10 protein-coding genes are annotated in these 14,731 nt (G+C 71.1%); 4 read left to right on the top strand and 6 right to left on the bottom strand.

Annotated elements, in window-relative coordinates; all coding sequences use genetic code 11:
- Positions 1-3: 3 nt before the first annotated feature.
- Positions 4-1,572, bottom strand: a complete 1,569-nt coding sequence (ahpF, locus tag KAK03_RS03200) for an alkyl hydroperoxide reductase subunit F (RefSeq protein WP_210851718.1) — start codon at positions 1,570-1,572, stop codon at positions 4-6.
- A gap of 167 nt (positions 1,573-1,739) precedes the next feature.
- Positions 1,740-2,315: an alkyl hydroperoxide reductase subunit C gene (gene ahpC, locus KAK03_RS03195; protein WP_210851717.1), complete on the bottom strand. Its 576-nt coding sequence runs from the start codon at positions 2,313-2,315 to the stop codon at positions 1,740-1,742.
- A gap of 141 nt (positions 2,316-2,456) precedes the next feature.
- Between ahpC and KAK03_RS03190 the strand changes: the two genes are divergently transcribed.
- Positions 2,457-2,699, top strand: coding sequence for a cysteine-rich CWC family protein (locus KAK03_RS03190; protein ID WP_210851716.1), 243 nt, complete (start codon positions 2,457-2,459; stop codon positions 2,697-2,699).
- Complete coding sequence (locus KAK03_RS03185; RefSeq protein ID WP_210851715.1) at positions 2,700-5,513, top strand: DUF3857 domain-containing transglutaminase family protein; 2,814 nt, start codon at positions 2,700-2,702, stop codon at positions 5,511-5,513.
- Between the two features lie 4 nt (positions 5,514-5,517).
- On the opposite strand, the gene KAK03_RS03180 is transcribed toward KAK03_RS03185, so the two are convergent.
- Positions 5,518-7,602: a PKD domain-containing protein gene (locus tag KAK03_RS03180; protein WP_210851714.1), complete on the bottom strand. Its 2,085-nt coding sequence runs from the start codon at positions 7,600-7,602 to the stop codon at positions 5,518-5,520.
- Between the two features lie 115 nt (positions 7,603-7,717).
- On the bottom strand, positions 7,718-10,627 hold the full coding sequence (locus KAK03_RS03175; protein ID WP_210851713.1) for an adenosylcobalamin-dependent ribonucleoside-diphosphate reductase: 2,910 nt from the start codon (positions 10,625-10,627) through the stop codon (positions 7,718-7,720).
- Positions 10,628-10,909: 282 nt separating this feature from the next.
- On the opposite strand from KAK03_RS03175, the gene KAK03_RS03170 reads away from it, so the two are divergent.
- Positions 10,910-12,385: a methyl-accepting chemotaxis protein gene (locus tag KAK03_RS03170; RefSeq protein WP_210851712.1), complete on the top strand. Its 1,476-nt coding sequence runs from the start codon at positions 10,910-10,912 to the stop codon at positions 12,383-12,385.
- Between the two features lie 63 nt (positions 12,386-12,448).
- Here KAK03_RS03170 and KAK03_RS25330 read toward each other — a convergent pair whose 3' ends face one another.
- Together KAK03_RS25330 and KAK03_RS03160 are read right to left on the bottom strand one after the other, a co-directional pair.
- Positions 12,449-13,600 (bottom strand): GGDEF domain-containing protein, encoded by a 1,152-nt coding sequence (locus KAK03_RS25330; RefSeq protein ID WP_210851711.1) that lies wholly within the window; start codon positions 13,598-13,600, stop codon positions 12,449-12,451.
- Positions 13,601-13,690: 90 nt separating this feature from the next.
- On the bottom strand, positions 13,691-14,110 hold the full coding sequence (locus KAK03_RS03160) for a VOC family protein (protein WP_210851710.1): 420 nt from the start codon (positions 14,108-14,110) through the stop codon (positions 13,691-13,693).
- Positions 14,111-14,210: 100 nt separating this feature from the next.
- On the opposite strand from KAK03_RS03160, the gene soxR reads away from it, so the two are divergent.
- Complete coding sequence (gene soxR, locus KAK03_RS03155; RefSeq protein ID WP_210851709.1) at positions 14,211-14,699, top strand: redox-sensitive transcriptional activator SoxR; 489 nt, start codon at positions 14,211-14,213, stop codon at positions 14,697-14,699.
- The last annotated feature ends 32 nt before the right edge of the window (positions 14,700-14,731 follow it).

Genomic DNA, 14,731 nt, shown 5'->3' with positions numbered 1-14,731 from the left:
GGCTCAGGCCGCGGCCGGCGTGCGGATCAGGTGGTCGAAGGCCGACAGCGCGGCCTTCGCGCCCTCGCCGGTGGCGATGATGATCTGCTTGTAGGGCACGGTCGTCGCGTCGCCGGCGGCGAAGATGCCGGGCACGCTGGTGTGGCCCTTGGCATCGACGACGATCTCGCCGAAGCGGCTCAGCTCGATCGTGCCCTTGAGGAACTCGGTGTTGGGCACCAGGCCGATCTGCACGAAGACGCCGGCCAGCGCGGGCGCATGCTCCTCGCCGCTGACGCGGTCCTTCCACTTCAGGCCGGTCATCTTCTGGCCGTCGCCGGTGACCTCGGTGGTCTGGGCGTTGAGGTGCACCGTCACATTCGGCAGCGAGCGCAGCTTGTCGACCAGCACCTGGTCGGCCTTGAGCTGATCGGCGAACTCCAGCAGGGTGACGCTGCGCACCACGCCGGCCAGGTCGATCGCGGCCTCGACACCCGAGTTGCCGCCGCCGATCACCGCCACGTCCTTGCCCTTGAACAGCGGGCCGTCGCAGTGCGGGCAGTAGGCCACGCCCTTGGTGCGGTACTCGGCCTCGCCGGGCACGTTCATGTTGCGCCAGCGCGCGCCGGTGGCCAGGATCAGGCTGCGGCCCTTGAGCGTGGCGCCGTTGTCCAGCGTCACCGTAGCGTAGCCGCCAGGCTGCGGGGCGGGGTCGATGCGCGCCACGCGCTGCAGCGTCATCACGTCCACACCGTACTGGCGCACATGCGCTTCCAGCGCAGCGGCGAACTTCGGGCCGTCGGTCTCCTGCACCGAGATGAAGTTCTCGATCGCCAGCGTGTCCATGGTCTGGCCGCCGAAACGCTCGGCGACGATGCCGGTGCGGATGCCCTTGCGCGCCGCATACACCGCGGCCGCGGCGCCGGCCGGGCCGCCGCCGATGATCAGCACCTCGTAGGGGGCCCTTTCGCTGAGCTTGGCGGCCTCACGCTTGGCGGCGCCGGTGTCGATCTTGGCCAGGATCTCGGCCACTTCCATGCGGCCATTGCCGAAGGGCTGGTCGTTGAGGAAGACGCTGGGCACGGCCATGATCTGGCGCTGCTCGACCTCGGCCTGGAACAGGCCGCCGTCGATCGCCACCGCACGGATGCGCGGGTTGAACACCGCCATCAGGTTCATCGCCTGCACCACGTCCGGGCAGTTGTGGCAGGTCAGGCTCATGAAGGTGTCGAAGGCGAAGTCGCCATCGATCGCGCGGATCTGCTCCAGCACCTCGGGCTCGACCTTGGGCGGGTGGCCGCCGGCCCACAGCAGCGCCAGCACCAGCGAGGTGAACTCGTGGCCCATCGGCACGGCGGCGAAGTGCACGCCCATGTCGTGGCCGACGCGGGTGATCTGGAAGCTGGGACGGCGCGCGAACTGGCCGTCGAAGCGGGCGCGGATCTTGTCCGGCGCGATGGCGGCGATCTCGGTGATCAGCTCGCGGATCTGCTGAGCGCCTTCGGAGTCATCGAGGCTGGCGATCAGCTCGATCGGCTGGCTGATGCGCTCGAAGTAGGCGGCGAGTTGGCCGGTGGTGGTGTCGTCCAGCATGGGGGCGCTCCTGGTGTGCGAGATGTCAGGGTGAGGTCGTCCGGACCCCGTTGACAACCCCCGCCCGGGCGTCCTGCCGGGGAGGCTGTCAACGGGGCCTGATCCGGGGATCGGGCCGGGGGGAAGAAGCGGGCCGCCGGCCCGCTTCGTCTGGTCGCATCAGGGGGTCAGATCTTGCCGACCAGGTCCAGCGACGGGGCCAGGGTCTTGGCGCCTTCCTTCCACTTGGCCGGGCAGACCTGGCCGGGGTTGGCCGCGGTGTACTGGGCGGCCTTGAGCTTGCGCAGGGTCTCCGACACGTCGCGGGCGATCTCGTTGGAATGCACTTCCATGGTCTTGATCACGCCGTCCGGGTTGACGATGAAGGTGCCGCGCAGCGCCAGGCCTTCCTCGGCGATGTGCACGCCGAAGGCGTTGGTCAGCGTGTGGGTGGGGTCGCCCACCAGCGGGAACTTGGCCTTGCCGACGGCCGGCGAGGTCTCGTGCCACACCTTGTGCGAGAAGTGGGTGTCGGTGGTGACGATGTAGACCTCGGCGCCGGCGGCCTGGAAGGCGGCGTAGTTGTCGGCGGCGTCCTCGATCTCGGTCGGGCAGTTGAAGGTGAAGGCGGCCGGCATGAAGATCAGGACCGACCACTTGCCCTTCAGGCTCTCGTCGGAGACGGTGATGAACTCGCCCTTGCCGGCGCGGTTGACGAAAGCCTGGGTCTTGAACGGCTGGACGGTGGTGTTGATCAGCGACATGGTGTTCCTCGTGGTTTCGGAATGTGCAGTGGTTTTCTGCGACGGGATGAATCTTAGTTGCGCCGCAGCATTCTGTGGATTGATTGATCGAATCTGGGCAATAGCAGTCGCCTATTGCCCGGTGCGTGCCACACTGGCGCCATGCTGCCCCCTGTCGTGCCCCCGCTGTCCACCGACCGCTGCCCGCGCTGCGGCGGCGGCTTCCATTGCGGGGCCCAGGACCCCGGCCCCTGCGCCTGCACCCGCCTGCAACTGACCCCCGAGGTGCTGCAAGCGATGCGCGCACGCTGGACCCGCTGCCTGTGCCTGGCCTGCCTGCAGGCCTTGTCCGAGGGGGCTCCGACCGATCCGCAGACGGCATCACGACCGACCCAGGGAGACTGAATGAGACGATTCGCGCGCTGGCTGGCAGGCCCCTGCCTGGCCCTGTGCATGGCCGGCAGCGCCCCGGCCCTGGCCCAGAACGCCCCGGCCAAGCCGGGGGTGGCGGCCAAGACCATCAAGGACGCCCGCAGCGGCTTCAGCTACCGGATCGAACCGGTACCGGCCTGGGTCGTGCCGGCGGTGGAACGCAGCGGCGTGACGGTGGCGCCGGCGGCCATGCACTACCGCGTGCTCGACGAGCAACTGCGCATCGACGAGCGCAGCCAGGAGGAGTCGGTGCACGTGGTGCGGGTGGTCAACGAGGCGGCGGGGCTGCAGGCCGCCTCACAGATCGAACTGGAGTTCGATCCCGGCTACCAGACCCTGGCCCTGCACCATGTGGACGTGATCCGCGCCGGCCAGCGCAGCACCCGGCTGAATCCGCAGCGCATCCAGCTGCTGCAGCGCGAAACGCAATTGGAGCGGCGCATGATCGATGGCCGCGTCACGCTGACGCTGCAGATCGAGGACCTGCGCAGCGGTGACCAGCTGGACTACGCCTACACCCTGCGCGGGCGCAACCCGATCTTCGGCGCCCGGGCGCTGCATGCCACCTGGATGGGCTCGTGGCGTGCGCCGGTGGCGACGATGCAGCTGCGCGTGCTGGCGCCCGCCGGGCGCCGCCTGGCCCGCAGCCCGGCACCGGCCGGCACCCAGGTCAGCGAGCAATCGTTGCGCGGCTGGCAGGAAACCCTGCTGCGGCGCGAGAACGCGCCTCAGATCAGCGTTGACGAGGGCGCCGGCTACGCCGCGGTGCTGGACCAGCAGGTGCAGCTCAGCGAGTTCGGCGGCTGGGCCGAGGTGGCCGAGTGGGGCCGCGGGCTGTTCGCCATCGACCCCCGCCAGCCGGCGCTGGAGCGCCTGGCCGAGTCGATCCGCAGCGCCCATGCCACGCCGGCCGAGCGGGCCCGCGCGGCGGTCGATTTCGTGCAGCGCGAGGTGCGCTACTTTGGCACCGAACTGGGCGTCAACAGCCACCTGCCGGCGCCGCCGGAGCAGGTGCTGGCCCAGCGCTTTGGCGACTGCAAGGACAAGACCGGCCTGCTGGTGGCGCTGCTGGGGCGGCTGGACATCCCGGCCCAGCCGGTGCTGGTGTCGCAGTCCTTGCGGCGCGACGCCGAGCGCTCGCTGCCCTCGCCGATGGCCTTCGACCACGCGATCGTGCGCGCCGAGGTCGACGGCCAGGTGCTGTGGATCGATGGCACGCGCCACCACCAGAGCGGGCCGCTGGCCAAGCGCCAGACGGTGGCCTTCCAGCGCGGCCTGGTGCTGGCGCCGGGCAGCCAGGCCCTGGCCACGCTCCCCGCGCCCTGGGACGAACTGCGCGCCCAGGTGCAGGACCTGTGGCGCGTGGAGCGCTTCGACCAGCCGCTGCAGCTGCAGGCCCGCATCACCTGGCGTGGCGAGATGGCCGACGGCTGGCGCGAGGCCCTGGCCACCCGCCAGGCCAGCGAGCTGCGCGAGGCCCTGGCCGAGCCCTACCTCAAGGCCTACCCCGGCGCCACGCTGACCGCGCCGCTGGGCATCGAGCATGCCAGCGACGACGACGCCGTGACCCTGGTGCTGAACCTGTCGGTGCCCGGCTTCTTCCGCTTTCCGGAGCAGCGCGCGATGGTCGGCGAGGTTCTGCTGTGGGCGCCGCTGCAGGCGCTGATCTGGCCCAAGGCCAGCAGCCGCCGCCAGCCGCTGATGGTGAGCCTGCCCGGGCGCTACGTGCAGGATGTGCGCATCGATTTCCCGGACGACATCGTGCGCGAGCCGGTCCAGCAGCGCTTCGAGGATGGCGTGGGCGGCGTGCGTCTGGAGACCCGGCTGCAGGTCACGGCACGTCGATTCGAGATGCACGGCGAGGTGCGCCTGGGCATGGACCGGGTGGAGCCGGCCGACTGGAGCGAGCACATCACCCGGCTGGCCAAGCTGACGCCGCGGCTGGGCGGCACGGTGTCGATGCTGCCCTTCAGCCTGGCCCGGGCACAGGCCCTGCAGACCCGGATGCGGGAGCTGGAAGAGGATATGAAGCGCGGCAAGCTGCCGGTGCGGACCAAGCGCCAGGCCGAGGCCCGCTTCCTGCGCGCGGTGCACGACGCCCAGGTCGATGGCGGCCGGCTGCCGCCCGCGCTGCTGGCCCAGGCGCTGCACCAGCGGGGCATCCAGAACGACCACCTCGGCGAGATCGAGGAGGCGCGCGCCGATTTCGCCCGCGCCCTGACGCTGCAGCCCGACGATGGCGAGTTCCTCAGTGCCGCGGCCACCAACGCCCTGGCCCGCGGCCGCCCCGACGAAGCCAGCGCGCTGGCCCGTCGCGTGCTGGAGCGCCAGCCGCGCCAGCCCGGCGCCCTGATGCTGCTGGCGCGCGCCCAGTTCGCCCAGCGCGACTACGCTGCGGCCGCAGGCACGCTCGAGCCGCTGCTGCAGGACGGTCCGTCCCTGCAGCGCGGCTACAGCCTGGTCTGGTGGGCGATGGCCCAGCGCCACCTGGGCCAGGCCACCAGCGCGCTGCTGGAGAAGCAACCCAGCAGCGGCTGGCCGCAGGACTGGCCGCGCCCGCTGATCGAGCATGTCGCCGGGCAGATCGACCTGGAGGCGCTGCTGGCGGCCGCGAAGCGCCAATCCCAGCCCCCCGAGGCGCTGACCGAGGCCCACTACGTGGCCGGCGAGCTGCTGGCCGCCGCCGGGCAGCGTGACGCCGCCCGCGCCCAGTGGCGCCGCGCCACCGACCTGGGCGTGGTCGAGTACGTCGAGTACGCGGCCGCCCAGCGCCGGCTGGCCGAGTGAGCGCTCAGGGCGTCTCGCGCACGTAGAGGTCGATCGACGAGCCCGGATCGCGCGGATCCAGGTTGGTGCCGGCCGACGAGAACACCACCACGCCGGGGTTCAGGCGGGCGATCACCGGGTCCATCGAGGCGCCGTTGGCGACCGTGCCGGCGTTGTTCTGCGACACCAGGCTCAGCTGGCCGGTGACGCGGTCGCGCCGGTAGACCTGCTGCTGCGTGCCGCTGCCGGCCACCAGGTTGGTGGCGAAGGAGTCGAACACCAGGAAGCGGCCGTCGTGGCTGGCCGAGGCCAGGAAGCTCATGCCGTTGCTGCCCAGGCCATTGGCATTGACCGACTCGATCGCCAGCGCGCCGGTGCCCAGGTCGCGGCTGAACATCGCCCAGCTGCTGAACGCCACCGGCGTCAGGCTGCTGTCCCAGGAGGCGAAGAACACCGTGCGGCCATCGCCGGCCAGCACCGGCACATCCGCCTGGGTGCCCACGCGCACCGTGGTGCCGGCCGCCAGGTCGCGCACGAAGGCGTCCTGCTGGCCATTGCCGTCGCCGTCGACCAGGTCATTGGCGGCGCTGACGAAGGCGATCTTCTGGCCGTCGGCGCTGAGGCTGGGCGGGCGGGTCATCAGGTAGGGCACGCCCTGGCTTTGCGCGCCACCGGTGTGCACCGAGACGCGCTGGGTCTGGCCGCTCTGGCGGTCGAAGGCGAACAGGTCGGCCGCGCCGTTGGTGTCGCCGGCCACCAGGTTGCTGGCCTGGGACACATAGGCGATCCAGCGGCCATCAGCGCTGATGTTGGGCGCCCGGCTGTTGCCGTTGCTGCCGGTGGTGACCAGGCTGGTCGTGCCGCTGCGCAGGTCGCGCACGAAGATGTCGGCGAAGCCATTGCCGTCGCCGGCCACCAGGTCGGACGCGCCCGACTCGAAGACCACGCTGCGGCCATCGCCGCTGATCGCGCCCCACATCGACAGGCCGTTGCCCGACACCCCGGCCGGGTTGGTCGAGACCAGCGTAAAGCTGTTGTTCAGGCGGTCGTGCAGGTAGACGTCGTAGACACCATTGGTGTCGTTCGAGACCAGGGTGGCTGCGGTGGTGAAGACCACATAGCGGCCGTCGGCACTGACCGAGGGGCCGCTGCCGCCATAGGCGCGCAGCAGCACGCTGGTGCTGCTGTCCAGGGCCAGCACGCTGCGGCTGTTGCCGGCGCGGCCGGGCGCGCCGGCGCCGTCGATGGCGCGCAGCGCATAGTGGTAGGTGGTGCCGGGCACGACGCTGGTGTCGACCCAGGCGGTGGCCTTGCCCGGGAGCGTGGTGAGCTGGCCGCCCAGGCTGGCGCACTGGCCGACGTCGGGCACGGCCACCAGCGCGCGGCAGACTTCGTAGCTGGCGGCCTTGTTGACGGCCGTCCAGTTCAGCTGCACCCGGCGGGCGCCGGCCTGCAGCTCCGGCGTGACCGGCGGCAGCTGCGGGACCAGCCACAGCGACAGCAGATCGGTGCTGGTGGCGCCCTGGTTGTCGGTGGCCAGCACCTGGAACACCACTTCCTTGAGGCTCTTGACGCCCGGCACGGTGTAGCTGATGCAGGTCTGGCCATCCTGCAGCACCAGGTTCTTCAGCGTCGGGCCGCTCAGTTGCGTCCACTGGCGCGAGACGATGGTGCCGTCGTAGTCGAAGCCGCTGGCGCAGCTCTGGCCGTTGGCGTACTTGTAGACGCTGCGGTTGGCACCGATGCTCAGCAGCGGCGGCATGTTGGACGCCGTGGCCCGCACCCGGATCACCACCTCGTCCGACTGCGTGGCGCCCTGGGCATCCACCGCCTGGAAGCGAAAGCGCAGGTCGGTGTCCTGCGTCACCGACGGCGCCACAAAGGTGGGGTTGGGCACCGTGGTGCTCGACAGCGTGACGGTCGGCCCGGCCAGCTGGGTCCACTGGGTGCCGCTCATCGGCAGGTTGTGCAGGTTCAGCGCACTGCCGGTCAGGCGGGTGGTCTGGCCGATGTTGACCTGCTGATCGATGCCGGCGTCGATGACAGCCGCCTTCACGGCGGCGGGAATCAGCAGCGCCAGCGCGGTGGCGCGAAGAAAGGCTCGGGGCATGGGCAAGGGTCCTGCGGGGTGATCCGGGGCGGGGCCCCACGCCCCGCACCGTCACCCGCTAACGCCAGCGTCGCCCGCCCGGAGGCTCACGCCGCCCGCCCCTTGTTCAAGGGGGTCAGCCGCACTGCCCCACGTAGCCGCAGGCGGTGCAGAAGTCGCAGCCGTCCTTGTGGATCATCGTGGCGTTGCCGCACTCGGGGCAGGGCTTGCCGGCCATCGGGGCCACCGTGACGGCGCCATCGGCCTTGGGGCGCGGGGCCTCGAGGATGCCCATCTCACGCAGCGGGAAGCCCTGCTCATCCAGCACACCCAGCATCGCGTAGCGGTGGATCACCAGGCGGGCGATGTAGGCCACGGTGGACGGCCAGGTCTGCTGGCGCTTCTCGCCGGGCACCGGTGCCATGAAGTGGCCCAGCGGCTCGCCGACGTTGAGCAGCTTGCGCAGCTTCATGCCGATCCAGGCCGGGTCGATCACCCGCATGTCCAGCGACAGCAGGCGCGCCAGGCCGTCGTAGGCCTTGGGGTAGTTGCCCGAGAAGCCCACGGCACAGGGCCGGGTGACATAGCCGGTGCCGACATCGGGCGCCGCCAGGGCCACCTCCTTGAGCGTCATCGTGAACGACTCCTGGGTGCCGGGGTTCTCGATGTCCACCGCCCAGGCCAGCGTGCCGGCCGAGCTGGTGCGCGGCTCCTCGCGGCTGAACATGGCGTCGAGCACCGGGGTCGGGCCGCCTTCTTCCAGCGCGCCGAGCTGTTCGCAGCGCCAGCGGATCACGCTGCCGGTGGCCGCCACCACGCCGGGGAACAGGCGCTTCTCGCCATGCGGCGGGAAGGCCATCTCGAAGCTGCGCTCCTCGGCCACGGTGGCCAGCGCATCCAGCTTGAGCTTGAGCCAGGCCGGGTCGTTGACGCGCATGTCCATCGACAGGGTCTTGGCCAGCGCGCCCAGGCCGCGCGGCTGCTCGGCGCCGTTGACCCACACCTCGAAGGGCAGGTTCTTGCCGAACAGGCCGCCGTCGGGGCCCTCGGCCGGCAGCTCGCCCACGAACAGCGCGAAGTCGCCGTGCGGGTGCTGGATCATGTAGCTCCAGGCCGGGTTGCCGCCGCGCAGTTCCGGCCGGCCCGGCCAGCGCAGCGAGGTCAGCACCGGCTTGGGCAGCTTCTCCAGCTTCAGGCGCTGGTTGGCGTGGTCGGCCACCAGCGGCGCCGGCTGGGCGGTGGTGGCGGGCTCGACGCTCAGCACCGAGCCCAGGATGGCGTTGGGCCGGTAGGTGGCCAGGCCCTTGAGGCCGCTCTTCCAGGCGGTGGTGTAGAGGTCCTGGAAGTCGGCGTAGGGGTAGTCGGCCGGCACGTTGACGGTCTTGGAGATCGCCGTGTCGATGCACGGCGCCACCGCGGCCACCATCAGCGCATGGGCCTCGGCGCTCATCTCCAGCGCGGTGACAAAGGCCTCCGTCAGCGGCGCGTTGTCGCCCTTGAGGTGGCGGTACAGGCGCCAGGCGTGGTCCTCGACCGCGTACTCTTTGAAGCTGCCGTCGGGCATGCGCTTCTTGCGGTTGTAGGTCCAGCTGAACGCGGGCTCGATGCCATTGCTGGCGTTGTCGGCGAAGGCCAGGCTGATCGTGCCGGTGGGCGCGATGGACAGCAGGTGCGAGTTGCGCAGGCCGTGTTCGCGGATGCGCTCCTTGACCGCCGCCGGCAGGCGGGTGGCGAAGCTGGCGCCACTGAGGTACATGTCGGCGTTGAACAGCGGGAAGGCGCCGCGCTCCTGGGCCAGGTCGACACTGGCGTTGTAGGCGCCGTCGCGCATCACCTCGGAGATATGGCGCGCCATGTCGCGGGCGGCGGGCGTGTCATAGCGCAGGCCCAGCATCACCAGCGCATCGCCCAGGCCGGTGAAGCCCAGGCCGACGCGGCGCTTGTTGGCGGCCTCTTCGCGCTGGCGCTCCAGCGGCCAGACGGTGACGTCGAGCACGTTGTCCAGCATGCGGGTGGCCACCTTGACCACGTCGGTGAAGGCAGCGTCGTCGAAGCTGGCGTCGGCCTCAAACGGGTTGCGCACGTAGTGCGTCAGGTCGATCGAGCCCAGGCAGCAGCAGCCGTACGGCGGCAGCGGCTGCTCGGCGCAGGGGTTGGTGGCGCTGATGGTCTCGCAGTAGGACAGGTTGTTGTCCAGGTTGATGCGGTCCAGGAACAGCACGCCGGGCTCGGCATGGTCGTAGGTGGAGCGCATCACCTGGTCCCACAGCGTGCTGGCCGCCACCTTGCGGTAGACCCACATCCCGTCGGCGCGCTGGTAGGCGCCGGCGGCCTTCTGCTTGTCGCCGGGCTCGGCGCGGTGCACCAATTCCACATCCGAGCCGGCCTGCACCGCCTGCATGAAGGCGTCGGTCACGCCGATCGAGATGTTGAAGTTGCGCAGGTCGCCTTCGTCCTTGGCGTGGATGAAGTCCTCGATGTCCGGGTGGTCGCAGCGCAGCACGCCCATCTGGGCGCCGCGGCGGGCGCCGGCCGATTCCACCGTCTCGCAGGAGCGGTCAAACACCCGCATGTAGCTGACCGGGCCCGAGGCGCTGGACTGGGTGGAGCCGACCCAGGCGCCCTTGGGCCGGATGCGCGAAAAGTCATAGCCCACGCCGCCGCCGCGGCGCATGGTTTCGGCGGCCTCGGTCAGTGCGGTGTAGATGCCGGGGAAGCCCTCTTCCACCGAGGCGATCGAGTCGCCCACCGGCTGCACGAAGCAGTTGATCAGGGTGGCGGTCAGGTCGGTGCCGGCGGCCGAGTTGATGCGCCCGGCCGGCACGAAGCCGCGGCGCTGGGCCTCGAAGAAGCGGGCCTCCCAGTGGGCCCGGTGCTCGGGCGCCTCGACCGCCGCCAAGGCGCGGGCGACGCGAGCGCGCACTTCGTCTACCGTGCGCTCGTCGCCTTTGGCGTATTTCTCGACCAGCACCTCTTCGCTGATCGGTTGGGCGGGCAGGCTGTCGAGCAGCGAGGGCTGGCGGGGGGCGGTGCGGGTTCGGCTCATGGGCGCAGGGGGGCGGTGGTCGCAAGACTGGAGAAATTCACAGCCCCGCATCATCCTCGAATTTGCCCGCGATGCAATCGGGGTGGCAACGACCGAAGGGCCATCCCCACCTGGGCTTGACACGTCGCAAACGGGAACGATGGAGCAGATCGGGATAGACCCGGATGATCGAGCGATTGGGGCCGCCGGGCACGACGCACAGTCGGATGGGTCCCCGTCCCTGGGTCGGGGTTAAATGTTTGCGTGCACTCACTTCGAGCAATGCCACCATCCGCACTGCCCATGACTGCTCCCCAAGCCTTCGCCCTGTCTCTGGCATTCGCCCTGGCGCTGCTGGCGTTGGCCCACTTCAGCGTCTGGCGCGCGATGCGCCAGGGCTGCTGGGCCGCGTTCGCCGCCACCTGCGGGCTGGCCACGCTGTATTTCCTGCTGGATCATCGGATGCCGGTGGTCGGCGACCGACCGAACCTGGTGGGCACGGTGGCCGGTTTCCTGCTGATGATGCTGGGCTGGTTGTCGGTGGGGGCCTACCTGGGCCTGCCACGCCGCGCCCTGATCCGTCTGGGTGCGCTGCTCGTTGCCCATGGCACGGTGGTGGCGGTGGCCGTGGCCGGCGGCTGGCTGAGCCGGCTCGGGCTGTTCGCCAACTATGCGCTGATGGCCTGGCTGGTGCTGGCCGCCGCCTGGCGCACCGGTGGCGATACGCGCCGGCAGTCGCGCGGCGTGGTCGCCAGCGCGGCGCTGCTCTACCCGGCCGTGGTCAGCGCAGCGGTGCTGGGTTGGCTGGAACCCCTGCACCTGCGCTATGCGATGTCGCTGCCGATGGTCATCGTCGGCACCGCGATGCTGGTCGAGGGCACGCTGATGGCCCAGCGCCAGGCGCAGGCCGCGGTCGAAGCCACACGCGCCGCGCAGGACCGCCTGCAGGCGGTGGTGCAGGCGCTGGCCGAGGGCTCGGGCCGGGTGGCCAGCACGGGCCAGACGATGTCCGAGGGCGCCCAGATGCTGGCCATGCGGACCGACGAGCAGACCAGCCACATCCGCGAGACCGCCGACGCGGTGCGCGGCGTGGTCACCCAGGTGCAGCTGACCAGCGCCCACGTGAGCGCCGTGGACGCCACCTGCCAGGCGCTGGAGCAGCAGGCGCGCCAGGGCAGCCAGGAGGTGCAGGACACGGTGGGCTCGATCGAACGCATCGACCAGCGCACCCGCGAGATGGACGAGGCGATCGTGCTGATCGAGGCGATCGCCTTCCAGACCAACCTGCTGTCGCTCAATGCGGCGATCGAGGCTGCGCGCGCCGGTCAGGCCGGGCGCGGCTTCGCGGTGGTGGCGTCCGAGGTGCGCACACTCTCCTCCCGCACCCGCGACGCCGCGGCCCAGGTGCGCGCCTTGATCGAGCGCGCGCGCCAGCAATCGGGCGACGGCGTGCAGCGCGTGCTGCATGTGCGCGAGACGCTGCAGCGCATGACCGGCTCGGTGCAGGACGTGGCGGCACGCATGCGCGAGGTCGCGGAGGATGCCAGCCGCCAGCGCGAGGCGCTGGACGGGGTGCTGGGTCACCTGGACGCACTGACCACGCTGACCGACGCCAACGCCAGCATGGTGGCACACAGCGTGATGGCCTCCGACGACATGAACGCCAGCGCGCGCCAACTGACCGAAGTGGTGGCGCGTGCCCAGGGTCAGGGCAGCGCGCCTCGGCCAGTTGTGGCGCCTGTGACGGCAGAGGCGGAGCCCGCGATCGAGTTCTTCTGAGCCCTCAGGGCTGGCAGATGCCCCGCTGCCGTGGCCGGCGCCGCGGCGCGCCGTCAGGTCCTGTCACCCGGCCACCACCACCCGGTCGCGTCCCTCCGCCTTGGCGCGGTACATCGCCCGGTCGGCGCGGTCGATCAGCGCCTGCGGTGAGGCCTCGCCCGGCAGCACCTGGGCCACGCCGATGCTCACCGTCAGCGGCTCGCCCAGCGTCTGCTGCGCGGCCTGGCGCAGGCTCTCGCGCAGGCGGTCGCAGGCCAGTTGCGCTGCGGCCAGGCTGCTGCCCGGCATCGACAGCAAGAACTCCTCGCCGCCCCAGCGGCCCAGGGTCTCGCCAACGCGGATGCGCGATTGCAGGTGACGGGCCACGAAGACCAGCACCTCGTCGCCGCGCGCATGGCCGTGGCGGTCGTTGATCGACTTGAAGTGGTCGACATCGATCAGCGCCAGTGACAGGCCGCTCATCTGGCGCTGGTGGCGCGCCCAGTCGACCGCCAGACCGTCCTCGGTGGCGCGGCGGTTGGGCAGGCCGGTCAGGTGGTCCTGCCGCGCGCTGGCGCGCCACTGGCTGATCAGACGACCCAGCAGCAGGAACAGGTAGCCGAAGTTGAACACCGCCGAGGCCACCAGCGAGGCCAGCACCTGCGGCACCCGGGCCGCCTGCTGCATCTGGCCCAGCGCCGGCGCGCCCAGCATCAGGTGCATCACGCCACTGGCCAGACCGGTCAGGCCGGTCAGTGCGCTGGGCAGCAGCACCGCCAGCGCGGCCAGCGTACCGGCACGCCGGCGCAGCGGCCGCCACAGCAGCGCCACGCTGGACAGCAGCAGCACGCCCAGGCCAAACGCATACGGCGTCTCCTGCCAGCGCCGCCGCAGGGCGGGGTCCTCGACCCACAGCGCGCTGAGCACGATCGGCAGCAGGGTCAGCACGGTCAGGGGCAGCAGCCAGCGGTCCAGCGTGGCGCGGCCGCGGGTGAACAGGTCGATGCCGCGGGTGGCAGCGACAAAGCCCAGCACCGACAGCACCAGGCTGGCCATCGGCGGCCGCAGGCCCTGCGCCATCGGCTCGGCAGCCAGCCAGGCAGAGGCCGCCTGCATCAGCGCGTAGGCCGCCCAGTGGGACAGCGCCGCCCGCTCCTCGGCCAGGTAGACCGCGGCCAGGGCCCAGCCCAGCCCGTAGAGCGCCAGCTGCAGTCCGGCAATCGCTTCGATCGGCACGCGGCCCCTCCCCGCCCCCGGCAGGCGGCGAAGGCCGCCCGAGCCCGGCGCGTCGTCAGGTTATCGGCGGCGCGGCTCGCGGGCTTGAGCTCAGGCGTACTCGAGACGCTCGGCCAAGCGGTCGCTGCGGTACTCGACGAACTCGAACTGCACACTGCCCTCGTCCACCAGGTAGGCGCTGCGGCGCACCGCGCTGCTACCGCCCCAGTGGTCGAGCGGCCAACCGGCGGCCTGCAGCCGCGCCACCACCGCCTCCACATCGGGGACGATAAAGCCCAGGTGCTTGACGCCCACCGCATGGCCCTGCCAGTCCAGGGCCTCGCCGTCGCCCTGCGATTGCAGCGCCAGGTACTGCTGCTCATCGCCCACATGCAGCCAGCGGATGCGGCGGCCGGACCAGTCCATCGTGCCCTCGCCGCGCACCCGCCAATGGGGCAGCGCGGTCAGGATGAAGTGCAGCGTGCGGTCCAGGTCGCGCACGGTGAGGTTGGCGTGTTCCAGGGTGATCATGGGGTCTGTCCTTTCAGGTTGCAGGGTGGCCGGCTTGCAAAGCGCCGGGGGCTGGCGCTATTCTCAAAGTTCAAGTGAACTTCAAGTCAAGAGGTGCGGCATGGCCACGAGCCCGGAGGACGGCTGGCTGACGATCGGCGAGCTGGCGCGACGCGCCGGCGTGGCGGCCAGCACGCTGCGCTTCTACGAGGCCGAGGGCCTGATCCGCGGCGGCCGCAGCAGTGGCAACCAGCGCCGCTACGCCAAGGACACGCTGCGGCGCGTGGCCTTCATCCGCGTGGCGCAGGGCGTGGGTCTGGGCCTGGCCGAGGTGCGCCAGGCGCTGGCCACGCTGCCCGACGCCCGCACCCCCACCGCGGCCGACTGGAAGCGCCTGTCCAGCGCCTGGCAGCCGCTGCTGCAGGCGCGCATCGACGCCCTGTGTGCGCTGCGCGACCAGCTCGAGAGCTGCATTGGCTGCGGCTGCCTGTCGCTCAAGGCCTGCCGGCTCTACAACCCCGGGGATGGCGCTGCCCGCTGGGGGGCCGGCCCGCGCTACCTGATGGGCAACCGCTCGTCGGATCTGGACAGCGCCGCCACCGAGTCTTGACGCCCATCAAGACCCCTGGTCGCGCGGCCACG

The organism is Ideonella alba (genome assembly GCF_018069845.1).
GTDB lineage: Bacteria > Pseudomonadota > Gammaproteobacteria > Burkholderiales > Burkholderiaceae_C > Ideonella > Ideonella alba.
This window is presented reverse-complemented; position numbering and strand designations above follow the sequence as displayed.

Coding starts and splice junctions, on each gene's coding strand:
- ahpF (WP_210851718.1), bottom strand. CDS start 1,572: ATGCTGGACGACACCACCACCGGCCAACTCGCCGCCTACTTCGAGCGC.
- ahpC (WP_210851717.1), bottom strand. CDS start 2,315: ATGTCGCTGATCAACACCACCGTCCAGCCGTTCAAGACCCAGGCTTTC.
- KAK03_RS03190 (WP_210851716.1), top strand. CDS start 2,457: ATGCTGCCCCCTGTCGTGCCCCCGCTGTCCACCGACCGCTGCCCGCGC.
- KAK03_RS03185 (WP_210851715.1), top strand. CDS start 2,700: ATGAGACGATTCGCGCGCTGGCTGGCAGGCCCCTGCCTGGCCCTGTGC.
- KAK03_RS03180 (WP_210851714.1), bottom strand. CDS start 7,602: ATGCCCCGAGCCTTTCTTCGCGCCACCGCGCTGGCGCTGCTGATTCCC.
- KAK03_RS03175 (WP_210851713.1), bottom strand. CDS start 10,627: ATGAGCCGAACCCGCACCGCCCCCCGCCAGCCCTCGCTGCTCGACAGC.
- KAK03_RS03170 (WP_210851712.1), top strand. CDS start 10,910: ATGACTGCTCCCCAAGCCTTCGCCCTGTCTCTGGCATTCGCCCTGGCG.
- KAK03_RS03160 (WP_210851710.1), bottom strand. CDS start 14,110: ATGATCACCCTGGAACACGCCAACCTCACCGTGCGCGACCTGGACCGC.
- soxR (WP_210851709.1), top strand. CDS start 14,211: ATGGCCACGAGCCCGGAGGACGGCTGGCTGACGATCGGCGAGCTGGCG.